The organism is Povalibacter uvarum (assembly GCF_014202975.1).
GTDB lineage: Bacteria > Pseudomonadota > Gammaproteobacteria > Steroidobacterales > Steroidobacteraceae > Steroidobacter > Steroidobacter uvarum.
Genome location: NZ_JACHHZ010000003.1, coordinates 637,519 through 663,377, shown reverse-complemented (window position 1 = coordinate 663,377; position 25,859 = coordinate 637,519). Strand labels below are relative to the sequence as shown.

Here is a 25,859-nt window from a genome sequence, read left to right as displayed (position 1 = left end):
TCCCCTGGCATGGGCCCCGGGCCGCCCGTGGCATGATCCTGTCTGACGAAATTGCTCAAACCTCCCGATGGACACATCTGCACTTAGCGTTACGCACCTGCTGCGGCAGTGGCGTGCAGGCGACTCCGACGCCATAGCCGACCTCATGTCGCTTCTCTATCGTGAGCTGCGGGCGATGGCCCGCGAACACGTGCGACGCGAACGCCGGGATCACACGCTGCAGGGAACGGCGCTCGTCAACGAAGCTTTCATGCGACTGGTGAAGCTGCAGTCGGTCGACATCCGGGATCGCGCACACTTCTTCGCCGTCGCATCCACCGTCATGCGGCGCATCCTGGTGGATCACGCACGGGCACGACTGAGCAGCAAGCGCGGTGGCGACGCCGTGCGGATTTCGAGCGATCTGCTCGAAGACGCCCAATCCACGGGGGGCATGAATGATGACTGGCTGCCGTGCATTGCCGCCGGCGAGTTCTTCCTCACGGAAGCCGCCAGCAGCGAGGACATCACCGCACTCGACGATCTGCTCTCGCAGCTGGAAGCACTCGACGTGAGACAGTCGCAAGTCGTGGAGATGCGCTACTTCGGCGGCCTCACTGTCGAGCAGACGGCGCAGGCATTGAACATCTCCGAGGCCACCGTCAAGCGCGAATGGGTAGCAGCCAGGGCATGGCTGCGCCGCGAACTCGCGCAGCCGGCTCGATGACGCCGGACCGCTGGCAGCAGGTCAAGGACGTCCTCTGCGCCGCTCTCGAACAGGACCCGCAAACCCGCGATCGATGGCTCGAAAGCGCCTGCGCAGGCGACGACGGCCTGCGCAGCGAAGTTCACTCTCTGATCGAAGCACATGAAGGCGCGCCGAACTTCATCGATGTTCCGGCCGTCGAGCACGGCCGGCCCCTGACCTCCACGACACCGACTCACTGGCCCGGACAGACGGTCGGTCGCTATCGCATTCTCGAAGAGATCGGCCGCGGCGGCATGAGCGCGGTTTTCCGTGCGACGCGGATCGAGGAACAGTTCGAGCACGAAGTCGCGATCAAGCTTCTGTACCGCACGCACGAGCCCGAAGCGCTGATGCGCCGCTTCCGTGCCGAGCGCCAGATGCTGGCCCGCCTCAGTCATCCGAACATCGCGCACCTGCTCGACGGCGGCAGCACGCAGGATGGCGTTCCCTACCTCGTGATGGAGTACGTCCGTGGCGAACCCATCGATGTGTACTGTGAACGTCGCAAGCTGAGCATCGTCGCGCGACTTCGGCTCTTCCGGACGCTTTGCGACGCCGTTCATCACGTGCATCGCCATCTCATGGTTCACGGCGACATCAAGTGCAGCAACGTGCTCGTCAACGAGGACGGCATCGTCAAGCTCCTCGACTTCGGCATCGCGCGACTGCTCGATCCGGAGCACGGGCACGCGCATCAACCCCATACATGCACCGTCGCGTTGACACCCGAGTACGCAAGCCCGGAGCAGATTCGCGGTGAACCGCTGACTACCGCCAGCGACATCTATTCGCTCGGTGTGCTGCTGTACCGCCTGCTGACAGCGCAGCCCGTCTATCAGATGGAAGGCACCGCCTACTACGACGTTGCACGACAGATCTGCGAGCAGGCACCGCGTCGCCCGAGCCTGGCGGTGCAAGGTGTCGAGGCACCCTGCTCTCCTTCGCAACTGCGTGGCGATCTCGACAACATCGTTCTCAAGGCACTGCACAAAGATCCGCAGCGCCGCTATGAATCCGTGCAGCAGCTCTCTCAGGATGCTGCGTGGTATCTCGGCGGCTTCCCGGTCACTGCGGCTCCCGAGAGCAAACGCTACCGGCTGCGGAAGTTCGTCGGACGCAATCTTGCCCTTGTGGCTGTCGGCTTGCTCTTCGCCGTATCGCTGATCGTCGGCATCGTCGCCACCAGCTGGCAGGCGCATCGCGCGGATCTCGAGCGCCAGCGGGCGCAGCGGCATTTCGATGATGTCCGCAGCCTCGCGCAGACATTCATGCTGGACGTCCATGACTCGATCACGCCGTTACCCGGCACGCTGCCGGTGCGCGGGAAGATCATCGGCCACTCCCTGCAGTATCTCGACGCGCTGGCGCGGGAGAATGCGGACGATCCACGGGTTCGCCGCGATCTCGCCCGTGCCTATGAGCGCGTCGGCGACATGCAGAGCGACTTCCTCGCGTCGAATCTCCAGAACAACGAAACCGCCATCGGCAGCTTCCGCAAGGCGCTTGAGCTTCGGGAGTCGCTCCGGAAGCACGAGCCATGGGACAACGGATTGGTGCGCGAGCGACTTCAGCTCTTCCTGCGAATCGCGCAGATCAGCCAGTCCAATCGCGCCCTCGATGACGCGGACCGCTACTCGCGCGAAGCGATCCAGATCGCTCGCACACTCGTGCAAAGACCCGAGGCCAACGAGGAAGACGCGCGACTCATGGCGACGACTCACGTCGTGCGGGGCACGATCGAAGCGATGAGAGGCGCGCTCGATGAAGGCCTCGCCGAACTCGGCCTGGGGATCGAGCTGTATGAGCAGCAGATCCTCAAAGGCGACACACGCATCAAGGTGCGCCGCGGCCTTGCGACAGCCTACAGCCGCCGCGGCAGCCTGGCTGCGAAGCTCGGCAACCGCCACGAGCTCGCGTATGCATCCCAGATCCGGTCGCTCGAGATCTACGAGTCGCTGCTGACTGAAAATCCTCAGGACAGCGAGCTGCGAAAGGAAGCTGCGTTCATCCTCATGGATGCTGGCGAGGCTGCAACATGGATCGGAAGATCGCGCGAGGGACTCGACAAACGGAACGCTGCGGTGGACCGCCTCCAGGCGCTGGCGAACACCGATCCCCAGCGCGAAGAACTTCGCTTCACGCTGGGCTGGGCGAAGGGTGAGCTGGCGTCATCGCTCGAAGCATACGGCCGTCACGAGGATGCAGCGCGTCATCTTGAAGAGGCGCAGAAACTGCTCCGTGGAGTCTCAGGAGCCGAATCGCCGCGCCTTAACAGCACGCACTTCATCCTGGCCACGAACGACATGAGGCTCGGGCGGACCCGCATGGCCGCCGCTTCCGCCGCGACTACGTCAGAGCGGCGCGAGTCGCTGTGGCGGGAAGCCCGTACCCTGCTTCGTCGTTCAGAGCAGGTCTTCACAGCAGCGCAAAGCGATGCGGTGCTGTCGGCCGAAGCGAGCGATCACCTGCACTCGGCGCAGCTGGCGCTTCGCTCGTGCGACGACGCGTTGCGCGATCTGGATCACGAGAGACGGCAGGCGGCCGAAGTTCCAGCGCCCGCCTCGGGCGGTAAAGATCGCCGCTACACGATCAGTTCGCTCTAGCGCTTGCCGCCCTCGGCGTTGGGTGTGATCTCCTCGACAGGCGCACCGTAGAGCATTTCGACGCCTTCCATGTCGGGCAGGCTGTGCGCGATGCCTTTGTGGCAATCGATGCAGGTGTAGTCCTTGCCGGCCAGCGCGGTCGAATGGACATAGACCGCGCGATCGCTCTGACGCGTCCAATCCATGAACTGGTAGTTGTGACAGTTGCGGCATTCGAGCGAATCGTTCGCCTTGAGCCGTGCCCATTCGTGCTCGGCGAGCTCCCGCCGGTTGTCGAGGAACTTTTCCCGCGTGTTGATCGTGCCGAAAATCTTGCCCCAGACTTCCTTCGAGGCTTGCATCTTGCGCGCAATCTTATCGGACCAGTCGTGCGGCACGTGACAATCCGGGCACGTCGCGCGAACACCGGAGCGGTTGCTGTAGTGGATCGTGTGCTTGAGGTCGGCGAACACGTTCTCCCGCATCTCGTGGCAGCTCGTGCAGAACTCCTCGGTGTTCGTTGCCTCGAGTGCGGTGTTGAATCCACCCCAGAAGATGATGCCGCCGATGAAGCCGCCGATCGTGAGGAAACCGAGGCTGAAGTAGCGGCTCGGCGAGCGAACTACTTGCCACCAGCGGACCGCGAATTCCTTCAGGCGCTTCATTGCTCTTTCTTTTCCCCGGCCGTCACCTTGCGCTCCCGGTCGAGGATCTGATCGACATCGAGGAAGCTGTTGCCGACCGGCGGAATGGCATCCGTCTGCGGCACATGGCACTGGGTGCAGAAGTAGCGCCGGGGCGAAATCTCGGCGAGGAAATCGTACTCGCGGTCCATGAAGTGGGTCGCGCTGACCATCGGTGCGCCGAACTCCGCGTTGCGGACGCGACCATGGCAGTACATGCACATGTTCACGTTGCGGGTGATCTCGTACTTGTCGATCGCGTGCGGGATCGTGGGCGGCTGGCTCGTGTAAGCGCGTCCACGCTTGATGTCGAAGTTCTCGACATCAGCGATCTTCGGTGCCTTGGCCTCTTCGTTGAGCGGCGCGGGGCCGCGCAATCCGGTTCCGAGCTCATCCGCGAACAGCGCTGCAGTTGCCAGCACGCCGGTGAAGACAATGCCGAACAGGTGAGTGGCTCTCATCACTGCGCTCCAGTGGTCATCAGACCGCTCCGAGGGGCACGATCTTCACCGCGCATTTCTTGAAATCGGTCTGCTTCGAGATCGGATCGGTCGCATCCAGCGTCACCTTGTTGATGAGCTGCGACGCATCGAACCACGGCACGAACACGACGCCTCGCGGTGGCTTGTTGCGACCACGCGTTTCGACCCTCGAACGGATCTCGCCGCGTCGCGAGACGACCCGGACTTCGACGCCGCGGCGAATCTTCATCGCCTCCGCGTCGTCCGGGTGCATGAAAACGAGTGCATTCGGGAACGCGCGGTACAACTCCGGCACACGACCCGTCATCGAGCCTGAATGCCAGTGCTCCAGGACACGTCCGGTGACGAGCCAGTAGTTGTACTCGCCGTCCGGCGACTCGGGGGGTGGCTCATAGGGCAGCGCGAAGATATTCGCGCGTCCGTCCTTGTTGCCGTAGAACTCGAAATCAGCGCCCTTCTTCACGTAGGGATCCGTGCCCTCCTTGTAGCGCCACAGCGTTTCCTTGCCGTCAACCACGGGCCAGCGCAACCCGGTCACCTGGTGATACGTATCGAAGGGCGCGAGATCGTGGCCGTGTCCCCGGCCGAACTCGGCGTATTCCTCGAAGAGACCCTTCTGCACATAGAAGCCGAAGTGCTTCGATTCCTGGTTGTTGTATTCACGATGGGTCTCGCTCAGGGGATAGCGATTTGCGTGGCCATTCGCGAACAGGACCTCGAACAGCGTCTTGCCGCGATACGATGGATTCGCCGCGAGCGTTTCAGCAGTCCACACCTCGTCGGTCTTGAACCGCTTCGAGAACTCCATCAGCTGCCACAGATCCGAACGGGACTGGCCCGGTGCATCGACGAGCTGATGCCAGAACTGCGTGCGACGTTCGGCATTGCCGTACGCCCCTTCTTTCTCGACCCACATCGCTGCCGGAAGAACCAGGTCCGCCGCCTGCGCGGTCACGGTCGGATACACCTCCGACACCACGATGAAGTTGCGCGGGTCGCGATAACCCGGCAGTCCTTCCTCATTCATGTTGGCCGCGGCCTGCATGTTGTTGTTGACCTGGACCCAGTACGCGTTGAGTTTCCCGTCCTTCAACATGCGGTTCTGTTCGACCGCGTGGTAGCCCGGCTTCGGATTGATCGTACCCGCGGGCAGCTTCCATATTTCCTCTGCATGCTTGCGGTGATCGGGGTTCGTGACCGCCATGTCGGCTGGCAATCGATGCGCGAAGGTGCCGACCTCGCGCGCCGTGCCGCAGGCCGAAGGCTGACCCGTCAGCGAGAATGGACTGTTGCCCGGCGTCGCGATCTTCCCGGTGAGCAGGTGCAGGTTGTAGACCATGTGATTGGCCCACACGCCGCGCGTGTGCTGGTTGAATCCCATCGTCCAGAACGAAGTCACTCGGACTTTCGGATCGGCGTAGAGATCGGCCAGTTGCTTGAGCCAGCTTTCAGGACATCCGGACAGCTTCGCCGCATGCTCCAGCGTGTAGGGCTTCACGAACGCGGCAAATTCCTCGTACGTCATCGGCTCGGAATCGCCCGGCTTGGTCGCGTTTTTCGCCTTCTTCTCGAGCTCATGATCCGGACGCAGCCCGTAGCCGATGTCGGTCGCACCGCGCTTGAAGTTCACGTGCTTGCTGACGAAGTCCTTGTTCACCTTGCCCGTCTGGATGATGTGGTTCGCGATGTAATTCATGATCGCGAGGTCCGACTGCGGCTTCATCACGAGCGGAATGTCGGCGAGATCGAACGAGCGATGCTCGAACGTCGAGAGCACCGCCACCTTCACGTGCGGCGCTGACAGGCGGCGATCGGCAACGCGCGACCACAGGATCGGATGCATCTCCGCCATGTTCGAGCCCCAGAGCACGAAGGCATCGGCGGCTTCGAAATCGTCGTAGCAGCCCATCGGCTCATCCATGCCGAACGTGCGCATGAATGCGTAAGCGGCCGATGCCATGCAGTGACGCGCATTGGGATCGACGTTGTTGCTGCGGAATCCGCCTTTGAACAGCTTGTTCGCCGCGTAGCCTTCCCAGATCGTCCACTGACCGGAACCGAACATGCCGACGCCTTCCGGTCCTCGCGCTTGCAGCGCCGCTTTGAACTTCTCGGCCATGATGTCGAACGCCTGGTCCCACGTCACAGGCACGAACTCGCCGTTCTTGTCGAACTTCCCGTCCGTCATGCGCAGCAGCGGCTGCGTCAGACGGTCCGTGCCGTACATGATCTTCGACAGGAAATAGCCCTTGATGCAGTTCAGGCCGCGATTGACCTCGGCGTTCGCATCGGCGTGCGTGGCGACGACCCGGTTGTCCTTGACGGCCACGCGCACGCCGCAGCCGGTTCCGCAGAACCGGCACGGCGCCTTCGACCACTTCATTCGCGTGAACTGCGACTCGGTGATGATGTTCGATGCCTGCGCGGGATTCGCGGAAGCCGCGGCAATCGCCGACGCGGCAGCACTGCGGCGAAGGAACTGGCGACGATTCATGGCTGCCACTCCTCGTCGAGTGCCGACGCCTGTTCGGTCAGATGCGCAACGATGGAAACGGTCAGCACACCTGGCAGCCGGGAGAGTGTCTCTGTTGCATCAGCCAGCGCTCGCTCATTGCCTGCTTCGAGCACGACCGCGAACTTGCCCGGATGCGCTGTGCTGTGCAGTTCCGCGCCCGGAAGCTGCTCAACTGTCTCGCGGACTGCATCGATCCGGTCGGGCAACACCTGCAGCAACAGGCTGGCGATGTGGACGATCTCCTGCGCGCGCGCTGCCTGCCCGGGCTCATCGCCCAGGCGAAAGAGATCACGACGTGACAACGGGGAATGCATGGAATCGACCTCGCGTGCGTCAAGGAGGGCCGGGCGGACCGGCGATGAGCTGATACATCCAGACACTGAAGCCGAAGCCGGCAACGATGATCACGGCCAGGATGGGTGCGAGCACGAGCGCGAGAAAGGTGAAGACGATCAGTTCGCGCTTTTTTTCTGTTTGCATCGCGCCTCCCGTGGACCGCGGACAACCTGATTTCTATTCGCTCACGCGGGGCGTGTGAATCACGGGTTTCCACAGCCCGTCAGGGTGGCTTCCCGGGCGCGGATGTGCTCGACGCCCGTCCGTATCTCACTGATACGGCGGGGATTCAGTCCCCGGCCTGCGGGTCCTCCTCCCGCGCCAGGGATGGGCTCGCCGGCACATCGCCGCGGCTCACCGGCATCGCGCAGATCGGTGTAACCCTGCGCGGGTCTGCCGTGTCTTAACGCTAACCCCGCAATAACGCGGACGTCGCAGAGAAGATACCCAAGGAGACCGTCATGTTTGCCTTCACCGAAATCAGCCGCAAAGCCCAGAGCGCCATCTGCATGTTCCTGTCGGCTGTCATCGTCAGCGCCAGCCTGTCCCTCGGTGCCTTTGCCGCCGAGCACGCGGCTCGGGACGGTTACTCGGTGACGGTGACTCAGATCCAGTAACCCGCTCGCCCCCTGCCGGCGTAGCCAATGAACGGCGCGCCGGCAGGCATTGGCGGGAAGCCGCAATCCTTCCCCCACCCCCTCCTCCGTCATTCCCGCGCACGCGGGAATCCATCCGAACTGATGCGTGGACTCCCGCTTTCGCGGGAGTGACGCAACTGCCTCGTCGTTCCCGCTTTCGCGGGAGTGACGCAACTGCCTCGTCATTCCCGCTTTCGCGGGTGACGGAACTCCCTCGTCATTCCCGCGCACGCGGGAATCCATCCGAATCTGATGCATGGACTCCCGCTTTCGTGGGAGTGACGGATTCGTTCTTACGCTCACCGGCACTCTGCCGTCACTCGCCGGTATTCGCGGAATCGCTGTAACCCTGGCTCCTCCTCCCGTGTCCTAACACCAACACCGCAACAATGCGGATCGAACTGAAGAGACCCAAAGGAGAATCGCCATGTTTGCCCTCACCGTCGTCAACAACAAAGTCCAGAACGCTGTCTGCATGGTCCTGGCCGCTGTCATCGTCAGCGTGAGCTTGTCGCTCGGTGCCTTTGCCGCCGAGCATGCCGCTCACGACGGTTACTCGGTGACGGTGACTCAGATTCAGTAATTCCCCGCCCCCTGCCGGCGTGGCCCATGAGAGGCGCGCCGGCAGGCTTTGGCCCACGAGGCCAAGCCCCTGCTTGATCGCACTGTTCCTGTTGTGGGTCCGGCTTTAGCCGGACGTTATCGCGAAGCGATCCGGCGCACGCGTGCGCCATCCACTTCCGAAAGATGCCTTCGGCATGACGTCCGGCTGAAGCCGGACCCACAACAAGAAGCAAGTTCCGCCGCTCAGCCGCCTTGCACTCTGTCTTCCGCGGGCGCACGACACCGACGATGGTTAGTGGTTGCGCACCCGGCCTGCCTATAGATTTCTCGTCATCAATCAATCGCTCGATGAGGAGAAGGCAATGTTCGTTTCGAAGGGTTCCAGCCGGACTGTACAGCGCGCAGTCTGTCTGCTGCTGTCGGTCGTAATCGTCGCTGGGAGCTTCAGTGCCTGGGCATACGGCGCCGAGCGCGACAGTCACCCCGGCTATTCCATAACGATCACGCAGCTGCAATAGCGTCACCAGACTTCGCAGCGCTCCTGCGGCGGGCGGACCATCGGCGAGCTGGCCTTGCACGAGAACGCCCGCTGGAATTCCGGCAGATTCGACAGCGGCCCGATCACGCGGTACTTGCCGATCGGGTGAGGATCGCCCTGCACCATCGTTCGCGCGAATTCCGGACGAACCGCATCGCCGCGAAACTGTCCCCACGCGATGAAGAACTGCTGATCCTGCGTGAAGCCATCGACGCTTGCCGGTGCGGGCTTGCCGCGCTGTGAAATCTTGAAGGCCCTGTAAGCGATCTTCGCGCCGGCCAGGTCGCCGATGCTCTCGCCCAGCACGAGCTGGCCGTTGTGATGAAGGCCAGGCTCGACGAAATAGTTGTCGAACTGCTTCACGACGCAGGCCCCGCGGGCTTCGAACTTCTTTAGATCCTCGGCCGTCCACCAGTTCCTGAGGCGGCCCTGCGCGTCGTACTGCGAGCCCTGATCGTCGAAGCCGTGGCTGATCTCGTGGCCGATCACGACACCGATCGCGCCGTAGTTGACCGCATCGATCGCATCGACGCTGAACGCTGGCGGCTGAAGGATGCCGGCCGGGAAGACGATCTCGTTCAGCGGCGGGTTGTAATACGCATCCGATGTCGGCGGCGACATGTACCAGCGACCCCGGTCGACAGGCTTGTTGATCTGGGTCAGATCGTCCTTGACGTTGAAGGCACGCGCCGCGACGGTCGAACCCCAGAACGCATCGCGTTTGACGGGCACGGTGCTGTAGTCCTTCCACTTGTCCGGATAGCCGAGCTTCGGATTGAAGGTGGACAGCTTCTCGAGCGCCTTCTGTTTCGTCGGCGCGCTCATCCAGTCGAGCTCCTCGATCGTTTCCTTCATCGCGAGCCGCAGGTTCTTCACGAGCTCCTGCATGCGCGCCTTCGCCTCGGGTGGGAAATATTTCTCGACGTAGATCTTGCCGAGCGCCTCGCCGAGCTGCTCGTCCGTCGATTCGACGCAGCGCTTCCAGCGCGGCTTCATTTCCTTGGCGCCGCGCAGATAGGCACTGTGGAATCCGAAGTGCTCTTCGACGAACGGCTTCGACAACGAAGGTGCCGCGGAGTCGAGGACGTGGAACGTCAGGTACGCCTTCCAGTCATCGGGAGAAGCCGCGCCCAGCTGGCGATCGACCTCCTCCATGAACTTCGGCTCGGCAACGTTCACGTCACCGGTGGTGAGTCCGGACGCCGTGTAGTACGCATTCCAATCGAAACGGGGTGTGAGCCTCTGCAACTGCGCGATCGACATTTTGTGGTCGGTCGCCTGCGGGTCACGCAGCGCCACGTTGTCCAGCGACTGCCGTGCCAGCTCCGTCTCCATCCTGACGACAGCTTTCGTGGCCGCCTGTGCTTCTGCCTTCGTTGAACCCGCGAGCTCGAAGAGCCTGGCGACGTAGGCCTGGTACTTCTCCCGTGCCTGGATGAAACGTTCGTCCGGCTTCACGTAGTAATCGCGATCGGGCATGCCGAGTCCGGATGCGATGACCTGTGCAATGACGAACGACGGATCGTGGTTGTCCGGACTCGAGTAGAACGCGAAGGGCGCGGAGATCGCCATGCCGTTGAGCCGCACGATCATCTTCTGCACGTCCTGCGGCGACTTCATCTGCCGGATGTCAGTCAGCAGCGGCCGCAGCGGTTCGACGCCCAACCGATCGATCTGCGTCTCGTTCATGCAACCCGCATAGAAATCGCCGGTGAGCTGTTCGATGCTGCCGCGCGGCGCTTTGGTCAACGCCGTTGCTTCGAGGATGGTTCGCAGCCGATCCTTCGATGACTCACCGGCCTGCCAGCGACGGCTCCAGCGCGACATCGAAGCGGGAATCGGATTTTCTTCGCGCCACTTGCCGTTCGCGTACTGGAAGAAATCGTTGCAGGGATCGGCCGTGCGATCGATGTCCCCGAGTTGTACACCCTGCCGGCCTGAGTCCTGCGCGAAGGCAGGAACGCCAAAGACTGACAACGCGCAGATCACCACGATTCGAGCCGATCGCACCATGACGGTCCCCCAGGAAAATCGAAGCCCGGACTATAGTCCGCCCGCCACCGAACGGCGATCCTGCCGGCGCAGGCGGGCAACCGCTCGTCGCGCTCAGCCGCTCTGTCTCGCTGCATCCGTTACGAACGCACGGACCGCCGGATCGTCGGGGAACAACGGGATCCCGCAGCATCGGTAGGCATCGACCCAATCGCGGAGCGCTCGCGCGCTCCCGAACGCAAGATGAGCGTCCACCGAGGATGACAGCGCCTGTGCGACAAACTGCGCTTGGTGCAGCGCCCAGAACTCGAATGACCGCGCCTGTCGCATGAGCATCGTGCGGACGAAATCGCTCATATATATGAGACGGGACTCGTCCCCATCCGATGCCGCGCGAACCCGGTCTTCCGCCGGCTGCCACTGGAACGCGTCGAACCATTCCGTGTGGCCGCCCGCCTCGGCCGGCACCCAGGATGGACAGTCGTACCGATGCCCCGCCAGTTCGTTCTTGATTGCCGCTTCCAGCACTCTCGCCTCCGGACACGTATCGAGCCTCACGAGCAGCGACCGGCCGAGATCGAATTGTTCGAAGTAGCGGCGACTGAACGTGAAGGCGCGATGCAAGGGATGGCAGGAAAAGCCGACTTTGAACGCTGAACCGTCTGCGAGCGCGAGCAGATAGACGAACCAGCCACCTTCCGCCGAGGCGGCAGTGAAGGGCGTCGTGAGTTGGGCGGAATGTCGCGGCACTGATGTTATATACAGTATCGCGCGGCTATGGTGAATCGGCGATTCCCCGGCGCCCTGCGACGCGGTCAATCGTGAGAAGATCCGCGGCCTCACAAATTTCGCGATCCTCGATTTCAACCTGTCGTCCCGTTCCGGCGTCCAAAGAACGTCAGGAACCGTCATTGGATTCAAGAAGCAGATTCGATGGAACAGCAGACCGAGACGTACGCGGAACGACCCGGCGACTTCAGAAAATGGATCGCAGCGATCACGATCGCTGCTGCCTTCCCCGCCACCGCCGTCGAAATCGACGGCCAGATCGATCCACAGGAATGGCAGGGCGCACAGCAATTCACCGACTTCCGCAAAGTGCAGCCGCTCAACGGCGAGCCGGCTTCCGTGCCCACTCAGGTCTGGGTCCTCGCCACCGCGGATGGCCTGGCAGTTGCTTTCCGGAACGTGCAGCCCCCCTCGGTACCCCGCACTCAGCAACGCGTGCAACGCGACTTCGATGAGCAGGTGGACCGCGTCAATGTCATGGTCGATTTCGACGGCGACCATCGCACCGGCTACGCCTTCACGGTCAGTTCGACGGGCGGCATCTACGACGCGATCATCACGAACGAAACCGAATTCAACGAGGACTGGGACGGCAACTGGCGTCACGAAGTCGGCGAGGACGAGGCTGGCTGGACGGTCGAAGTGCTCATTCCCTGGCACATCGCGCCGATGCGCGAGACCACGAGTGAAACGCGCACGCTCAGGATTTATCTCGATCGCGTCGTCGGCGTCACCGGCGAGCGCGCCGCCTGGCCGTCGGCGAGTTTCGAACGGCCGCGCTTCCTTTCCGACTTCGCCCCGATCGAAGTAACCAGCTACAGCCAGTCGCTGCTTGCTCTCACGCCCTACGTTTCCGGGCTGTACGACAACGTCGAATACCACACCGAGGGCGACGCCGGCATCGATGTGTTCTGGAAGCCGAACGGCCAGATGCAGCTGACCGGCACCCTCAATCCCGATTTCGGCCAGGTGGAAAGCGACGACCTCGTCGTGAACTTCGACGCGACTGAAACCTTCATCAGCGACAAGCGGCCCTTCTTCACCGAGAATCAGGGCATCTTCGAATTCACGACGCCTTCCGACTTCAGCCAGCTGCTCTACACGCGCCGCGTCGGTGGCCCGGCCGACGACGGCGTCGGCTCCGGCGACATCATTGCCGCTCTCAAGTTGAACGGCAGCATCGGCGCGACCAAGTACGGCATCTTCGGAGCTGACGAAGCAGACTCCGTGGGCCGGACGTTCAGCGCCGTGCGCCTGGTTCGTGACTTCTCGACGCAGAACCTGGGGATGATGCTCACGCGCGTCGAACGCCCCTACTACGATCGCATCGCCACCGTGGCGGGTATCGATCACAACTGGCGACCGACCTCACGCTGGAATGTGCGCACGCGCCTGATCGGCAGCGACATCGATGACGACGGCCAGAGCGTTCGCGACGGAGGCGCAACGATCTGGGCCGACTACGAGATGGACCACGGCTGGCGCCAGCAATGGATCGGCATGCACTTCGGCGACGAATTGCAGATCAACGATGCCGGCTATCTCCAGCGCAACAGCACGAACTATGTGCACTGGCAGGTGCAGCGACGGTTCGCCGATCTGCCCGAGGAATCACGGTACGCTTCCAAGGATTGGCGCTGGCGCGTCAGCACCAGCCGCAACAACCATGGGGACCTGCTTCGAGACCAGTTCCGCATGAGTCGCGAGAGTCGGCTGCGCGACGGCAGCTACGAGTACGCTCAGATCAACATCAACAGTGCGGGCGCGGATGATCTGCTCACTCGCGGCAACGGCAATATCAACCTGCCGCCCAACTTCAACTCGTTCTTCGAGTACGAAAGGCCGCGCAAAGGCAGCTGGGGATTTGCCGTCGAAGCCGAGGTGTACAGCGGCGGGCTCGAGGGCAACGACGAGATCGGCTACAGCCTGATGCTCGAACCCACCTACTTCATCAGCGACGCGTTCAACGTCTATGTCGGTGTGTTCGGCAGCCGCACGCCCGACTGGCTGGTCTGGCAGGAGGACAACCTGATCGGCAGCTTCGACGGTCGCGAGGTCGACTTCAACGCAGGCTTCAACTGGATCATCAGCCCTCGCCAGGAACTGCGGCTCAAGCTGCAAGCCATCGGCATCAATGCGCCGCTGAACCGGGCCTACCGCGTCGACTCCTCGGGCGATGCCATCGAAACCGACGAACCCGTCGACGACTTCACCGTGAGCAACCTGGGATTCCAGATCCGCTATCGCTACGAACTTGCTCCGCTGTCGTACCTGTACATCGTGTACGGTCGCGGCGGCTACGCGCAGGAGTCCGTTGCCGACGACTCGGGGCGACCGTTGCGCGACAGCTTCAGCCTGCGCGACGACGAGCAACTGCTGGTCAAGCTGAACTACCGCTTCGAGTGGTAAGCCTGCGCGTCCAACATCCGCAGCAATTGTTCAAGCGCTGAAGACCCGACTTGAGAGAGCCTGCACCTCGTGTTTCAAACCGCGAGGAGCGCTCCCATGGGAATCCTGTTGTCCGTCACCGCTGCAGCCGCCGTGCTGACAGCCGCCACTGCGTCAGCGCAGCCCGAGAAACCCACGATCCTCCTCGTGCATGGTGCGTTTGCCGATGCGTCCAGCTGGAACGGTGTGATCCCCATCCTCGAGAAGGACGGGTATCGCGTCGTGGCTGTCGCGAATCCATTGCGCAGCGTGAAGAACGATGCGCAATACGTGGCCGACATCGCGAAGTCGATCGGATCGCCAGTCGTTCTCGTGGGCCACTCGTACGGCGGAGCGGTGATCTCCGAAGTGAAGGCGCCGAATGTCGCGGCCCTCGTCTACGTCGCCGCGTTTGCTCCGGACGTCGGCGAAACGGCGAGCGCACTCTCACAGAAGTTTCCGGGCAGCACGCTCGGCCCGGCGCTCGCCAAACCGGTGGCGCTTTCGGGCGGCGGCAACGATCTCTACATCCAGCGCGAGAAATTCCACGACCAGTTCGCAGCCGATGTCCCTGCGGCGGATGCCGCCGTGATGGGTGCCGGACAGCGACCGATCACCGAAGCCGCACTGAACGAAGCCGCCCGCGAGGCAATCTGGAAATCGATTCCCTCCTGGTTCATCTACGGCGACCAGGACAGGAACATCCCGCCGCAGGCGCTGCAGTTCATGGCCGAGCGGGCAAAGTCGAAGCAGACCGAAGCTGTCCGTGGTGCATCGCATGTGGTGATGACTTCCCATCCCGACGCGGTCGCGAAGATGATCGAGCGTGCCGCGACGGCGCCAAAAGCAAAGCAGCGGGAGTGAGGCTGCCATGACAGAAACGGTCGACAGTCTTCGCCGCCATTTCCTGACGATAGCGACGGGCGCACTCGGTGCGCTCGCGCTCGACGAGGTTCCTTTGATCCCCCCGGCATCCGCAAGCCCGAGCACGACCACGTTCGGCCCGCTCAGGCAGATCGACGCCGGCGACCTGAGCATCGGCTACGTCGACCTCGGAGCGAGTAACGCGCCGGCAGTTGTCTTGCTGCATGGCTGGCCTTACGACATTCACAGCTTCGCCGACGTCGCCCCTGCCCTGGCCGCGAAGGGATATCGAGTCGTCGTCCCGTACCTGCGCGGCTATGGCCCGACGCGCTTTCTCTCGCCCGACACTCCACGCAATGCACAGCAGTCCGCGCTTGCCCTCGACGTCATCGCTTTGATGGATGCGCTGCGCATCAGGAAGGCGATCGTTGCGGGCTTCGACTGGGGCGCACGAACGGCGAACATCGTCGCAGCCCTGTGGCCCGAGCGATGCAAGGCAATGGTATCGGTCAGCGGCTACCTGATCGGCAGCCGCGAAGCCAATGAACGACCGCTGCCGCCGAAGGCCGAGCTGGCCTGGTGGTACCAGTTCTACTTTGCAACGGAACGAGGCCGCGCGGGCTATGCAGCCTATCGACGCGACTTCGCGAAGCTCATCTGGCAGACCGCATCGCCGCGATGGAATTTCGACGACGGCACTTTCGATCGCTCCGCCGCGGCATTCGACAACCCGGATCACGTCGACATCGTGATTCACAACTATCGCTGGCGGATCAGTCTGGCAGCCGGCGACCCGAAGCTGGATGCGCTCGAGAAACAGCTTGCCGCCGGCCCGCTGATTTCGGTCCCGACCATCACGATGGAAGGCGACGCCAACGGAGCGCCTCATCCCGACAGTGCCGCATACGCACGGAAGTTCACCGGCCCTTATGGGCACCGTCTGATCGAAAACGGTGTCGGTCACAACCTGCCGCAGGAATCGCCGCAGGCCTTCGTCGATGCGATCGTCGCCGTCGATCGCTACTCATGAATCCACTGCAGGAGGTCCCATGAGCCCGGACACCGATGCCAGCACGCAACTCAAGGTTTACACCACCGAGGACGGACGCACGATCATCGAGCAGTCGAGCAGCGCTGCGATCGTGCTTTCCGCGGACCAGATCCTCACGGTCATCAACGAGCTCCGGGTGTGCTATGACTACTGCGCGGCATGGAAGGAGCCGCGGCAGCAATAGTCCCGACACGAGATCCAACAGTGAACCAGCCGATCAACATCCTCCTGCAGACGACCATCGAACGCACCGACAACGACTGGCATATCGGTCGCTTCTCGATGCTGCAGGAGTACCTGGCTTCGTTGCGGGACGTCGATGGCCATCCCCTGTTCCGCGTCACCGCGCGTGATCGAGACTCGGTCGATGCGCCCGATCCGGTTCTTTCGACACTCGACCAATCCATCTACGACGAACTGTGGCTGTTCGCGGTCGACGTTGGCAACGGCCTCAGCGACGAAGATCGAGCCGGCATCCTGAGGTTCCGGGCACGCGGCGGCGGCATCCTGCTGACCCGGGATCACATGGATCTCGGTTGCTCTGTCTGCACGCTCGGCCCCTTGGGCGCGGCGCATGTATTCCACACTCACAACATCGATGCGGACCCGCCTCCCCCGGATGATCTCGGAACTCCGCAGATCCTGTGGCCGAACTTTCACTCGGGTGCGAATGGCGGAGTGCAGCGCGTGGATGCGCAGTTGCCGGCGCATCCCGTCATGCTCGACGCGGATTCCGAGAACGGCACAGTGATGTACCTCCCCTCGCATCCTCACGAAGGTGCCGTGCTCGCTCCAACGTCAGGCTCCGCGGCTCGGGTCATTGCAACTGGCACGAGTCTCGCGAGCGGGCAACGGTTCAATATCGCCGTCGCTTTCGAACGCTCCGACAGCGATGGTCCAGCAATCGCGCAGTCCACGTTCCATCACTTCGCCGACTACAACTGGGACCCGCACCGGGGAAGCCCGGACTTTGTCAGCGAAGCGCCGGTTTACGCACTTCCGGGCGACTCGAAGGCCATGGCGTCGGTGCATCGCTACGTGCGAAACGCCGCGCTTTGGCTCGCCGGACGCGACACGTAGCGGTCGACTACTCCTCGAACGGCGCCTTCAGCAACAGATCCACCGTCGACGGCCGCTGATAGCCCGCAACGAATCGGTCACCGAAGTCCCGGGCGAAGTTGTCGTATGTCGTCGCCGGTCGTGACTCGACGATGCGGCACACCGCGCGGGTGAATCGCTGCTTCATGTCGAGCCGTGGGAAGGCCTCGAGGATCGAGCCGGATTGCTCGCGAGTCAGCAGCTCATAACCCCAGCCGCCCCAATCGACGCCGATCCCGGTCGTGCAGAGCGCAACTTCTGTCTCCTTATATAAGCCGATGGACGGCGTCGAGTTGAGCGCAACGCCGTCCCAGACCAGTTGCGCCTGGCGCTCCCCCATCCCCTGCCCGAGCGCAAACGCCCGCGCCGCGTTCGCGCCTTCCACTTCGAATCGCAACGGGCCGTCGAATGCTTTCTCCAGCCCGAGATCGTGCAGAAGAGTCGCAACGGCGAGCACCTCCGGATCGTGCGCGGTGCCCTTCAACTCAGCGATCGCCACCGCGAACAGCCACGAGCGCATGGCGTGATTGAACAAGTACGGCTCGGAGTTCTTGCGCGCGTACTCGATCGCCCCGGCGACCAACGCAGTATCTGGAACGACGATTCCTGCCAGCACGCGCGTCTCGATCAAGCCGTTCACTTTGGTAGCCATCCCAGTGCCCTCACGCAGATGAAGCGATCGATGTCGCCGTGATTGCATGTTCTCGGAGTGCGGGGCGGTCTTCTTGATGAACCGCGGCGTTGCTTGGATTCTTCGAGAACGGTGCTGGTCTCGCAGTCGCGTCCAATTGTCGGCCGGATCCGCCAAGCATTGGACGTTCGCGGTTCGAATAATCGCAGCACACATTCTCAATCACTGGCTGCGTATGAACCTCGCCACTCGCCTCTCGACCACTGACGCCGCCGACCTGCCGTCGGTGCTTGCAAGCTGGTACGCCGAGCAGTCGTCTGTTCGCCGCCTGCGCGCAACCGAAGAGTCCTCGTCGATCGTCGTGCACATCTCGCTCGAGCCCACATCCGATGGCGATGACGCGCTTCCGGTCTGGTTCGCGAACAACGGCCGGTGGGCAAGCGATCTCACCGCGCTCACGCGCCGCAATGTGCAGCTGAAGCTGGTCGTCGCCGATCCGTTCGATGAGCTCGATGCCGATTCCAGCGGCGATGTGATCGCCGAGCTGAGCTGGCGCGAGCCGTGGGCCTTTACCTGATGTCGTTCCGTAGGAGGAGTTCGCCATGTCGTTCCTGAGAAGCCTTGTCCCCGCTGCCGCAATCACCTTCGGCGCACTTGCCGCCACAGTCGTGAATGCCGCTGATCCTGTCGTAACGCCGGTGATGACGAAGCCGCTGCCGGAATTTCCCGGCAAGGAAGTCCTGGTCATCACGGTCGAGTTCCCTCCCGGCGGCGCCGATCCTGTTCATCGACACGATGCGCACGGCTTCATCTACGTACTGGAAGGCTCGATCGTGATGCAGGTGAAAGGCGGCCCCGCCGTAACACTGAAGCCCGGAGAGACGTTCTACGAGGGACCGAACGACATCCACACCGTCGGCAAGAACGCGAGCAACACCGAGCCGGCGAAGTTCCTGGTGTTCCTGGTGAAGGACAGCGGCAAGCCGGTATTGATGCTGGAGTGAGAGAACGAGATCGAGTGATCCGGTGATTCTTTCACCGGATCACATCGCGCTCAGACGAGCGTGAATCCGCCATCGATGCCGAACACCTGACCCGTCACCCACTGCGCCTCACGACTCGCGAGTGCGACGATCCAGCGCGCCACATCTTCCGGCACGCCTCTGCGGCCGAGTGGAATCACGCTGCGCTCCTGCGCTCTGACAGCTTCCGCCTCCGGCTCCGTCAAACCCATGCGCTCCTGCAGGAACTCCGTCTCGACCGGCCCGGCAGCGACAGCGTTCACACGCACGCCCTGCGCTGCCAGCTCCAATGCCCAGCAACGAGTCAGTTGCTCGAGCGCCGCCTTGCTGGCGCAGTAGTCCGCGAACCCCGCGACTGCCTTGGTTGCAAGACTGCTCGACAGGTTGATGATCGACCCGCGCGACTTCACGAGATGAGGCACCGCAGCCGCTGAAAGCAACGTAGGGCCGACCACATTCACCGCGTAGACCGCATTGACGCGATCAGCCGTCGCATCCGCCAGCGAAAGCGGCGCTCCGGCACCAGCATTGTTTACCAGGACATCGATGCGCCCCCACATATCGATCGCCTTGTCGATTGTGCGTCGGGCGTCGAGCGGAGTCGCTACGTCCGCCGTCACCGATCGGATGCGGGGCTCTGAGCGAGTGATTTCGTCGAGCTTCGCTACCCTGCGTCCTGTGATCAGCACGTTCGCGCCCTCGTGCGCGAACGCCCTGGCGGCGGCCAGCCCGATGCCGGCACCACCGCCGGTAATGATCACGACCTGATTGGACTCGTTCATCACGTTCTCCCGATCAGGCCGGAGCGGTCAATCTTGCACGACGCCACGCGCGCGGGCTTTCGCCCACGAGCCTGCGGAACAGGCGCGTCAGGTGCGACTGATCGGCGAGTCCGCAGTCCAGCGCAATTTCGCTGAGAGAGGCAGCCGTCGTGAGCATGAGCCCCTGCGCGCGCTCGACTCGCCGCCGGATGACGTACTCGTGCGGCGGCACGCCGAAGCTGTTGCGAAACACGCGGCCGAAGTGCGACGGGTTCAACCGTGCAATGGCCGCGAGATCTTCGTTGCGGATCGTCGCGTCCAGGTTGGCTTCGACGTGGCTGGTCACCTTCCGAATCTGCCACGGAGCCAGGCCGCCGCTCTGCACCGACTCCTTTTTCGGCGCTTCGGCTTCGCGAATGCCCCGCAGGATTTCCGTAGCCCGCCGAAGGCTGTCCTCGGCGGTATCACGTTCATCATCGAGCGCACTGCGGACGGCTGCGCACAACTCCGTCACGACCGACTGGAGCTTGCGCACCGGGAACGCGGAATCCCCCTTCAATCCATCGACGGACAGTGCGTCGAACACGGCCCGAATCGAAGACGCGTCGACCGTCGAATCCTCTGCCGAGGTGATCTGGTCTGCTTCCGCGTCGAGAACCGGTGGAATAGCGGGGATCCGCACGAACGAGGAGGTCGAAGTGTCCATGAACTTAGCTCCAGCTTGGGGATGATCGCCGCTCAGCCACGCAGGAACGCCAGCAGATCGGCGTTCACCTGATCCTGATGAGTCGTCGTAAGGCCGTGGGGTGCCGCCGGGTAGTAGATGGCCTTTGCGCCCTTGATGAGGCGCTCAGCCTTCCTGGCGGAGTTGTTCACCGGCACGATCTGATCGTCTTCGCCGTGCAGCAGCAGCGTCGGCACGTCGATCTTCTTCAGATCCTCCGTGAAGTCGGTTTCCGAGAACGCCTTGATGCATTCGTAGGCATTCTTCAGACCGACCTGCATGCTCCACAGCCAGAACTGGTCGAGCGTACCCTGCGAGACTTTCGCGCCGTCGCGGTTCACCCCATAGAAAGGAATCGCGAATTCCTTGTAGAACTGCGACCGATCCCTGGCGACCGACGCGCGCAATCCATCGAACACTTCGATCGGAATGCCTTCCGGATTGGCAGGCGTCCTGGCCATCAGCGGCGGCACGGCGCCGATCAGCACGGCCTTCGCGGCACGCTTCGACCCATGACGAGCGAGGTAGCGCACCACTTCGCCGCCGCCGGTCGAATGACCGACCAGCGTGACGTTCTTGAGGTCGAGCGTCTCGATCACCGCCGCCAGGTCATCGGCATAACCGTTCATGTCGTTGTTCGAGGACGCCTGCTCGGAACGGCCGTGACCGCGTCGATCGTGTGCGATCACACGGAAGCCGTGCTGCACCAGAAACTGCATCTGACCGTCCCAGGCATCGGCGTTGAGCGGCCAGCCATGGGAGAAAGTAACGACGGGGCCTCGACCCCAGTCCTTGTAGTAGATCTGCGTACCGTCTTTGCTGGTAATCGTGTTCACTGTTCGGGTTCCTCTTGCGAGCACTTCGCGACGATTGGCAGTGACCGAGGAAGGATTCGCGTTCATCAAATTTCTCCATGGAGTGAGTCACCGGTTCTTCTCGATCCACGGGACGACTCTCCCATCTGATCGTCCCTGCCCCAAGTTCAGCGGTGTTAAAGCGCGCTAAGCAACGTAGCTTCGTGACCGGCGGTCATGCGTAACTCGCTGCTGCGCCGTGCCGTTGAGCCGAGGCGGAGAGACGATGGTTGCGTCCCCGCAGAAAACATCTGCGTGTCAGCATCGTCTGCGGTCAGCGATCGGACGGCACGCCTCTTATGGGAGGCAGGAGCCCGACACGATGGGGCAGGAGGTTGAAGTGGGAATCGCGCCTATTGCGGCGGAAGGACGACGAGTCGGCGACCGAAGCGCCGGGCGTCGACGGAGTACGCGCCGGGACCGAGCAGCGCCAGAGCCAATGCATCGAGAGAGAACGTGATGGCTACAGCGACACTGTCGATGTCGAACGCGAACCAGATCGCGGCGTGGTATGCGAGCGCCGCGGCCGCGACGATGGGCGTGAGATATCCCGCGAATACCGCGAGAGAAATCAGTACCGCAGCAGCATGAATCCAGCCAGGCAGTGCCTGTCGATGCCCATGGCTTTCGAGCAGCAGCGCGGCGGCAACCGAAGCGCGCAGAAGCAGCAATGCGAGCCCCGGCAGACCGGGAGGGAACATGGAGAATAGTCGTTGCACGGCGAGCAGGGTGCTACACGCCCGGAGTGTCACGTAGCCGATAGCAGGGCACCGCGACCTGCCCCTTTCGGGAGATGTCCGTCAGACCCTGATCACAGTACTGAGAGTCACACTTGCGGCGTATCCTACGAAGGAGCTCAGCGGAGAATCATGGCAACGCGGTCAACAGCATTCCGACTACTGCAATCGGCGATCGCGATTGCAGCCGCGTTGCTGGCGACATCGCACGCATCCGCGTTGCCGCCGGACCTGCACATCGCTCAACTCCATCACACCGCGTGGACCGCGAAGGACGGCGCGCCCGGCGGCATCGAATCGCTGGCGCAAACTGCCGACGGCTATCTGTGGATCGCCGGCGCGGCCGGGCTCTTCCGGTTCGACGGGGTTCGCTTCGAGCGCATCGACAGCATTCGGGGCCAGCGTCTGCCTTCAACGAATGTCCTGTCGCTCTTCGCACCCCGCGATGGCGGTCTCTGGGTTGGCTATCGATTCGGCGGCGCCAGCTTCATTCGTGACGGGAAGGTGACGAACTACGGCGAACGTGAGGGCTTGCCCGCGGGCAGTCTGACGCGATTCGCACAAGACAGCTCGGGTCTCGTGTGGGCCGATACCAGCTTCGGACTGCGCCGCTTCGACGGCTCGCTCTGGGAGGACATACGCGAGAGATTCGATCTTCCCTCCGAGTATGTGAAAGCCACAAAGGTGGCGCGCGATGGAACATTGTGGATCGTCGTGGGCCGGACAGTCCTGTTCCTGCGATCCGGAGAGTCCGCGTTCGCGCCGACGACCATTCGCACCAGCGAAGAGATGGTCGACTTCGTCGAGGCGCCCGACGGAACACTCTGGCTGACCGATGCCAGTCTCGGCATGCGTCCGGTCTACATCCCCGGAGACGGCGTCGCGGTGACCTCCCCCTTGCAACATGGGTGGATCGCGCTGCGCAATCCACAGCAAGTGTCGCTGTGGGGCAAGCTGATCGATCGCGATGGCACGCTCTGGACGGCGTCAGCGGCAGGCATCCATCGCATCAGGGATGTCGGCCAACTGCTCGGTCGTACACCGATGGCGAGCGCCCGATCCGATGACTTCTCCAGCGACGACGGTCTGACCGGCCCTTACGCGAATGCATTCCTGGAGGATCGCGAGGGCAACATCTGGATCGGCACCGCCAGCGGCATCGACCGCTTTCGCGAATCACGCCTGACCCGCGTGCCGCTTCCGCACGGCGCGAACGGCTTCGCCATCGCGCCGGGCGATGCGGGCACGATGCTGGTCGGCATCGATTTCGATGAAGGCGCATTCAAGGTCAGCGGGTCGTCGACGGTCGACACCGTGCCGGGCCCGCAATTCATCACCTCCGCCTATCGCACGGACGACGGCGTCGTGTGGTTCGGAGGTCGCGCGATGCTGTGGCATTCGAACGGATCGCAATGGACGCCTGTCACGATGCCCGTCGATCGCGACAACGCCAACTACTATCCCGTGCAGGCGATCACCAGGGACCGATCCGGAGCGATGTGGGTATCCGTGGTGCGCGGAGGCGTGCTGCGCCTGGCCGACGGAAACTGGACACGCGAGAGTGAGACCGCGCTTTCACTGGCTGCGGCACCTGATGGACGCGTCTGGCTCGGGTTCCCCGGAAGCCGCATCCAGGTAATCGACCCGGCATCGAACTCGACGCGAGATCTCTCCATTGCCGATGGACTCGATATCGGTAACGTCATGTCGATCCTGCCGCATGAGAAGGACGTGTGGGTCGGCGGTGAGCTCGGCCTCGCTCGCTTCGATGGCCAGCACTTCCATACAGTCTCTCAGCGCGATGGCACGCAGTTGCCCAGCGTGTCAGGCATCGTCACGACTACGGAAGGCGATCTGTGGTTGAGCACGAGCGCCGGTGCAATCCGAATTCCCGCCGACGACGTGCAGCGCGTGTCAGCTGATTCGAAACACGCTGTCCGAGCCGAGCTGTTCGACCACCTCGACGGACTGCCGGGAACGCCGAACGCAATCCGTCCCCTGCCCTCCATTGCGGCCGGCACCGACGGACGGTTGTGGTTCGCGACGACGAGTGGCATCGCATGGATCGATCCCCGCCACGTCGCCACCAACTCGCTCGCGCCGAACGTCGAAGTGCAATCCATCGTCGTCGACGGCAATCGTTACGAACCGGGCGCGAGCCTGCGATTGCCGATCAATCCGCGCGATGTGCAGATCAGCTACACCGCGCTGAGCCTGTCGATTCCGGAACGCGTCCGGTTTCGCTACCGACTCGGCGCCGACAAATCCTGGCAGGACGCGGGTTCGCGACGCACCGCGTTCTTCACTGATCTCGCTCCGGGCGACTACGAGTTTCGGGTGATAGCCTCCAACAACGACGGGATCTGGAACGAAGCAGGCGCTTCGGTCGCGTTCACTATTCCACCCGCCTTCCGCCAGACAACCTGGTTCTACGCGCTGTGCGCGCTGGCGGCAGCGGCGCTTCTCACCGTCTTCTACCGAGTAAGAGTGCGTCAGCTCGCCGCGCAGGTTCGCGGCCGACTGGAAGCACGGCTCGCCGAACGCGAGCGCATTGCCCGCGATCTGCACGACACCCTGTTGCAGGGTGTACAGGGATTGATCTGGCGCTTCCAGGCAGCCACCGATCGCATTCCGGCAAATGAGCCGGCACGACAGCTGATGGAGCAGTCGCTCGAGCGCGCGGACAAGCTGCTCGGAGAGAGTCGGGACAAAGTGAAAGACCTGCGGCCCGCCGCCAGCAGCGTTGCGGATTTCGCGCAGGCGCTGGCGGCCGAAGGCGAACAGTTCGCGCAACTGCACTCCGCAAAGTTCCGCGTCGGCGTGGAAGGCACGCAGCGGGATCTGCATCCTATCGTGCGCGAAGAAGGTCTCATGATTGCGCGCGAAGCGCTGGCAAATGCCTTCCGGCACGCGAGTGCGACGGATATCGAAGCTGAAGTAACGTACGGCAATGGCGCGCTGCATATCCGCATCCGCGATGACGGACGAGGCATCGGCGAAGCGATCCTCGCCGCGGGCGGGAGGCCCGGTCATTTCGGCCTGCTGGGCATGCGCGAGCGAGCGAAGAAACTGGGTGCGCATCTCGAAGTCTGGAGCAAGCCGGGCGCGGGAACAGAGATCGACTTGCGCGTACCCGCCAACGTGGCCTACCGAAAATCGCAGCCGGCGAGGCGCAGCCTGCGATCCTGGCTTGGAGCAACAACATGAACGTTCCGCGGCGATCTGAATCGATCCGCATCCTCACCGTCGACGATCATCAACTGCTGCGCGAGGGAATCGCTGCCGTGCTCGAAAGCCAGGAGGACATGACGCTCGTGGCGCAGGCGAGCAACGGGCACGAGGCCGTCGACAGCTTCCGGCGATTGCGGCCCGACGTAACTCTGATGGATCTGCGCATGCCAGACATGAGCGGCATCGAGGCGATCACCGCGATTCGCGGTGAATTCCCGGATGCGCGGATCATAGTGCTGACGACTTACGCCGGCGACGTGCAGGCGGCGGCGGCTCTGAAAGCAGGCGCGTCGGGCTACTTGCTCAAGAATCTCGTCCGCAAGGAACTGCTCGAGACGATCCGCGCCGTGCACGCAGGAAAACGCCGCGTGCTGCCGGAGATCGCGACGGGGATCGCCGAACACGTCGCCGATGACGCGCTGACCCGCCGGGAGATCGAGGTGCTGCAGCGGGTCGCCGCCGGCAAATCGAACAAGCTGATCGCGGCGGAGCTCGACATCTCCGAAGGCACGGTCAAGACGCATATGAAGAGCATCCTGCCCAAGCTCGATGCGTCCGACCGTACTCACGCCGTGATGATCGCTTTGAGGCGCGGCATCCTCGATATCTGAGT

The 25,859-nt window shown here is 63.0% G+C and carries 26 protein-coding genes; 14 read left to right on the top strand and 12 right to left on the bottom strand.

The genetic code is table 11. From position 1 onward, the window contains the following. Positions 1–67 precede the first annotated feature (67 nt). Together HNQ60_RS14255 and HNQ60_RS14250 are read left to right on the top strand one after the other, a co-directional pair. Complete coding sequence (locus tag HNQ60_RS14255) at positions 68–706, top strand: sigma-70 family RNA polymerase sigma factor (protein WP_184332886.1); 639 nt, start codon at positions 68–70, stop codon at positions 704–706. After that, positions 670–3,330, top strand: coding sequence for a serine/threonine-protein kinase (locus HNQ60_RS14250; protein WP_184332884.1), 2,661 nt, complete (start codon positions 670–672; stop codon positions 3,328–3,330). The genes HNQ60_RS14255 and HNQ60_RS14250 overlap by 37 nt, the downstream gene beginning before the upstream one ends. On the opposite strand, the gene HNQ60_RS14245 is transcribed toward HNQ60_RS14250, so the two are convergent. From HNQ60_RS14245 to napE, 5 genes are read right to left on the bottom strand one after another with little or no spacing between them, the layout of a single operon-like run. Beyond that, positions 3,327–3,974 (bottom strand): NapC/NirT family cytochrome c, encoded by a 648-nt coding sequence (locus HNQ60_RS14245; RefSeq protein WP_184332881.1) that lies wholly within the window; start codon positions 3,972–3,974, stop codon positions 3,327–3,329. The two genes, HNQ60_RS14250 and HNQ60_RS14245, sit on opposite strands and share 4 nt — an antisense overlap. Continuing rightward, entirely contained in the window at positions 3,971–4,453 is a 483-nt protein-coding gene (locus HNQ60_RS14240; RefSeq protein ID WP_184332879.1) for a nitrate reductase cytochrome c-type subunit, read from the bottom strand. The genes HNQ60_RS14245 and HNQ60_RS14240 overlap by 4 nt, the downstream gene beginning before the upstream one ends. 19 nt (positions 4,454–4,472) lie before the next feature. After that, positions 4,473–6,968 (bottom strand): periplasmic nitrate reductase subunit alpha, encoded by a 2,496-nt coding sequence (gene napA, locus HNQ60_RS14235; protein WP_184332877.1) that lies wholly within the window; start codon positions 6,966–6,968, stop codon positions 4,473–4,475. Beyond that, positions 6,965–7,303 carry a chaperone NapD gene (locus HNQ60_RS14230; protein ID WP_184332875.1) on the bottom strand — a complete coding sequence of 113 codons (339 nt, stop codon included), beginning with the start codon at positions 7,301–7,303 and terminating at the stop codon, positions 6,965–6,967. Before HNQ60_RS14230 ends, napA begins: the two co-directional genes overlap by 4 nt. A 19-nt stretch (positions 7,304–7,322) precedes the next feature. Then, positions 7,323–7,469: a periplasmic nitrate reductase, NapE protein gene (napE, locus tag HNQ60_RS14225; RefSeq protein WP_184332873.1), complete on the bottom strand. Its 147-nt coding sequence runs from the start codon at positions 7,467–7,469 to the stop codon at positions 7,323–7,325. Positions 7,470–7,786: 317 nt separating this feature from the next. Here napE and HNQ60_RS14220 point away from each other — a divergent pair, with 317 nt between their 5' ends. The 3 genes from HNQ60_RS14220 (at position 7,787) to HNQ60_RS14210 (ending at position 9,045) form a co-directional block, all read left to right on the top strand. Next, positions 7,787–7,942: a hypothetical protein gene (locus HNQ60_RS14220; RefSeq protein WP_184332871.1), complete on the top strand. Its 156-nt coding sequence runs from the start codon at positions 7,787–7,789 to the stop codon at positions 7,940–7,942. A 448-nt stretch (positions 7,943–8,390) separates the two neighbouring features. Next, on the top strand, positions 8,391–8,546 hold the full coding sequence (locus HNQ60_RS14215) for a hypothetical protein (RefSeq protein WP_184332869.1): 156 nt from the start codon (positions 8,391–8,393) through the stop codon (positions 8,544–8,546). A gap of 343 nt (positions 8,547–8,889) precedes the next feature. Beyond that, positions 8,890–9,045, top strand: a complete 156-nt coding sequence (locus HNQ60_RS14210; protein ID WP_184332867.1) for a hypothetical protein — start codon at positions 8,890–8,892, stop codon at positions 9,043–9,045. A 2-nt stretch (positions 9,046–9,047) separates the two neighbouring features. Here HNQ60_RS14210 and HNQ60_RS14205 read toward each other — a convergent pair whose 3' ends face one another. Next, positions 9,048–11,078 carry a M13 family metallopeptidase gene (locus tag HNQ60_RS14205; protein ID WP_184332865.1) on the bottom strand — a complete coding sequence of 677 codons (2,031 nt, stop codon included), beginning with the start codon at positions 11,076–11,078 and terminating at the stop codon, positions 9,048–9,050. Positions 11,079–11,171: 93 nt separating this feature from the next. Further along, positions 11,172–11,807: a GIY-YIG nuclease family protein gene (locus tag HNQ60_RS14200; protein ID WP_184332863.1), complete on the bottom strand. Its 636-nt coding sequence runs from the start codon at positions 11,805–11,807 to the stop codon at positions 11,172–11,174. A gap of 183 nt (positions 11,808–11,990) precedes the next feature. Here HNQ60_RS14200 and HNQ60_RS14195 point away from each other — a divergent pair, with 183 nt between their 5' ends. From HNQ60_RS14195 to HNQ60_RS14175, 5 genes are all read left to right on the top strand, one after another. Next, on the top strand, positions 11,991–14,255 hold the full coding sequence (locus HNQ60_RS14195; RefSeq protein ID WP_221304205.1) for a DUF5916 domain-containing protein: 2,265 nt from the start codon (positions 11,991–11,993) through the stop codon (positions 14,253–14,255). Between the two features lie 96 nt (positions 14,256–14,351). Beyond that, on the top strand, positions 14,352–15,137 hold the full coding sequence (locus HNQ60_RS14190; protein WP_184332861.1) for an alpha/beta fold hydrolase: 786 nt from the start codon (positions 14,352–14,354) through the stop codon (positions 15,135–15,137). 7 nt (positions 15,138–15,144) lie between these two features. After that, a complete protein-coding gene (locus HNQ60_RS14185; protein WP_184332859.1) occupies positions 15,145–16,167 on the top strand; it encodes an alpha/beta fold hydrolase in 1,023 nt (340 codons plus the stop codon). 19 nt (positions 16,168–16,186) lie between these two features. Next, positions 16,187–16,372: a hypothetical protein gene (locus HNQ60_RS14180; protein ID WP_184332857.1), complete on the top strand. Its 186-nt coding sequence runs from the start codon at positions 16,187–16,189 to the stop codon at positions 16,370–16,372. A 20-nt stretch (positions 16,373–16,392) separates the two neighbouring features. Beyond that, positions 16,393–17,268: a hypothetical protein gene (locus tag HNQ60_RS14175; protein ID WP_221304204.1), complete on the top strand. Its 876-nt coding sequence runs from the start codon at positions 16,393–16,395 to the stop codon at positions 17,266–17,268. A gap of 7 nt (positions 17,269–17,275) precedes the next feature. Here HNQ60_RS14175 and HNQ60_RS14170 read toward each other — a convergent pair whose 3' ends face one another. Further along, a complete protein-coding gene (locus HNQ60_RS14170) occupies positions 17,276–17,938 on the bottom strand; it encodes an HD domain-containing protein (protein WP_184332853.1) in 663 nt (220 codons plus the stop codon). A gap of 214 nt (positions 17,939–18,152) precedes the next feature. On the opposite strand from HNQ60_RS14170, the gene HNQ60_RS14165 reads away from it, so the two are divergent. Both HNQ60_RS14165 and HNQ60_RS14160 read left to right on the top strand, forming a co-directional pair. After that, positions 18,153–18,494: a hypothetical protein gene (locus HNQ60_RS14165; protein ID WP_184332851.1), complete on the top strand. Its 342-nt coding sequence runs from the start codon at positions 18,153–18,155 to the stop codon at positions 18,492–18,494. 25 nt (positions 18,495–18,519) lie between these two features. Then, complete coding sequence (locus tag HNQ60_RS14160; RefSeq protein ID WP_184332849.1) at positions 18,520–18,921, top strand: cupin domain-containing protein; 402 nt, start codon at positions 18,520–18,522, stop codon at positions 18,919–18,921. A gap of 50 nt (positions 18,922–18,971) precedes the next feature. Here HNQ60_RS14160 and HNQ60_RS14155 read toward each other — a convergent pair whose 3' ends face one another. The 4 genes from HNQ60_RS14155 to HNQ60_RS14140 all read right to left on the bottom strand — a co-directional run bounded on the left by HNQ60_RS14155 (position 18,972) and on the right by HNQ60_RS14140 (position 21,979). Then, on the bottom strand, positions 18,972–19,721 hold the full coding sequence (locus tag HNQ60_RS14155; protein WP_184332847.1) for an SDR family NAD(P)-dependent oxidoreductase: 750 nt from the start codon (positions 19,719–19,721) through the stop codon (positions 18,972–18,974). Positions 19,722–19,734: 13 nt separating this feature from the next. Beyond that, positions 19,735–20,046, bottom strand: a complete 312-nt coding sequence (locus HNQ60_RS28305; protein ID WP_407676446.1) for a helix-turn-helix domain-containing protein — start codon at positions 20,044–20,046, stop codon at positions 19,735–19,737. Positions 20,047–20,438: 392 nt separating this feature from the next. Next, on the bottom strand, positions 20,439–21,326 hold the full coding sequence (locus HNQ60_RS14145; RefSeq protein WP_184332843.1) for an alpha/beta fold hydrolase: 888 nt from the start codon (positions 21,324–21,326) through the stop codon (positions 20,439–20,441). A 305-nt stretch (positions 21,327–21,631) separates the two neighbouring features. Next, positions 21,632–21,979 carry a hypothetical protein gene (locus tag HNQ60_RS14140; RefSeq protein WP_221304203.1) on the bottom strand — a complete coding sequence of 116 codons (348 nt, stop codon included), beginning with the start codon at positions 21,977–21,979 and terminating at the stop codon, positions 21,632–21,634. A gap of 168 nt (positions 21,980–22,147) precedes the next feature. Here HNQ60_RS14140 and HNQ60_RS14135 point away from each other — a divergent pair, with 168 nt between their 5' ends. Both HNQ60_RS14135 and HNQ60_RS14130 read left to right on the top strand, forming a co-directional pair. Next, the gene (locus HNQ60_RS14135) at positions 22,148–25,222 is read left to right on the top strand and encodes a sensor histidine kinase (RefSeq protein ID WP_184332839.1); all 3,075 of its coding nucleotides are present in this window, start codon (positions 22,148–22,150) and stop codon (positions 25,220–25,222) included. Continuing rightward, complete coding sequence (locus HNQ60_RS14130) at positions 25,219–25,857, top strand: response regulator (RefSeq protein ID WP_184332837.1); 639 nt, start codon at positions 25,219–25,221, stop codon at positions 25,855–25,857. The genes HNQ60_RS14135 and HNQ60_RS14130 overlap by 4 nt, the downstream gene beginning before the upstream one ends. Positions 25,858–25,859 lie beyond the last annotated feature (2 nt).

Coding starts and splice junctions, on each gene's coding strand:
- HNQ60_RS14195 (WP_221304205.1), top strand. CDS start 11,991: ATGGAACAGCAGACCGAGACGTACGCGGAACGACCCGGCGACTTCAGA.
- HNQ60_RS14185 (WP_184332859.1), top strand. CDS start 15,145: ATGACAGAAACGGTCGACAGTCTTCGCCGCCATTTCCTGACGATAGCG.
- HNQ60_RS14255 (WP_184332886.1), top strand. CDS start 68: ATGGACACATCTGCACTTAGCGTTACGCACCTGCTGCGGCAGTGGCGT.
- HNQ60_RS14145 (WP_184332843.1), bottom strand. CDS start 21,326: ATGAACGCGAATCCTTCCTCGGTCACTGCCAATCGTCGCGAAGTGCTC.
- HNQ60_RS14155 (WP_184332847.1), bottom strand. CDS start 19,721: ATGAACGAGTCCAATCAGGTCGTGATCATTACCGGCGGTGGTGCCGGC.
- HNQ60_RS14180 (WP_184332857.1), top strand. CDS start 16,187: ATGAGCCCGGACACCGATGCCAGCACGCAACTCAAGGTTTACACCACC.
- HNQ60_RS14250 (WP_184332884.1), top strand. CDS start 670: ATGGCTGCGCCGCGAACTCGCGCAGCCGGCTCGATGACGCCGGACCGC.
- HNQ60_RS14220 (WP_184332871.1), top strand. CDS start 7,787: ATGTTTGCCTTCACCGAAATCAGCCGCAAAGCCCAGAGCGCCATCTGC.
- HNQ60_RS14165 (WP_184332851.1), top strand. CDS start 18,153: ATGAACCTCGCCACTCGCCTCTCGACCACTGACGCCGCCGACCTGCCG.
- HNQ60_RS14140 (WP_221304203.1), bottom strand. CDS start 21,979: ATGTTCCCTCCCGGTCTGCCGGGGCTCGCATTGCTGCTTCTGCGCGCT.
- HNQ60_RS14210 (WP_184332867.1), top strand. CDS start 8,890: ATGTTCGTTTCGAAGGGTTCCAGCCGGACTGTACAGCGCGCAGTCTGT.
- HNQ60_RS14190 (WP_184332861.1), top strand. CDS start 14,352: ATGGGAATCCTGTTGTCCGTCACCGCTGCAGCCGCCGTGCTGACAGCC.
- HNQ60_RS14245 (WP_184332881.1), bottom strand. CDS start 3,974: ATGAAGCGCCTGAAGGAATTCGCGGTCCGCTGGTGGCAAGTAGTTCGC.
- HNQ60_RS14240 (WP_184332879.1), bottom strand. CDS start 4,453: ATGAGAGCCACTCACCTGTTCGGCATTGTCTTCACCGGCGTGCTGGCA.
- HNQ60_RS14205 (WP_184332865.1), bottom strand. CDS start 11,078: ATGGTGCGATCGGCTCGAATCGTGGTGATCTGCGCGTTGTCAGTCTTT.
- HNQ60_RS14160 (WP_184332849.1), top strand. CDS start 18,520: ATGTCGTTCCTGAGAAGCCTTGTCCCCGCTGCCGCAATCACCTTCGGC.
- HNQ60_RS14215 (WP_184332869.1), top strand. CDS start 8,391: ATGTTTGCCCTCACCGTCGTCAACAACAAAGTCCAGAACGCTGTCTGC.
- HNQ60_RS14170 (WP_184332853.1), bottom strand. CDS start 17,938: ATGGCTACCAAAGTGAACGGCTTGATCGAGACGCGCGTGCTGGCAGGA.
- HNQ60_RS14130 (WP_184332837.1), top strand. CDS start 25,219: ATGAACGTTCCGCGGCGATCTGAATCGATCCGCATCCTCACCGTCGAC.
- napE (WP_184332873.1), bottom strand. CDS start 7,469: ATGCAAACAGAAAAAAAGCGCGAACTGATCGTCTTCACCTTTCTCGCG.
- HNQ60_RS14135 (WP_184332839.1), top strand. CDS start 22,148: ATGGCAACGCGGTCAACAGCATTCCGACTACTGCAATCGGCGATCGCG.
- napA (WP_184332877.1), bottom strand. CDS start 6,968: ATGAATCGTCGCCAGTTCCTTCGCCGCAGTGCTGCCGCGTCGGCGATT.
- HNQ60_RS14230 (WP_184332875.1), bottom strand. CDS start 7,303: ATGCATTCCCCGTTGTCACGTCGTGATCTCTTTCGCCTGGGCGATGAG.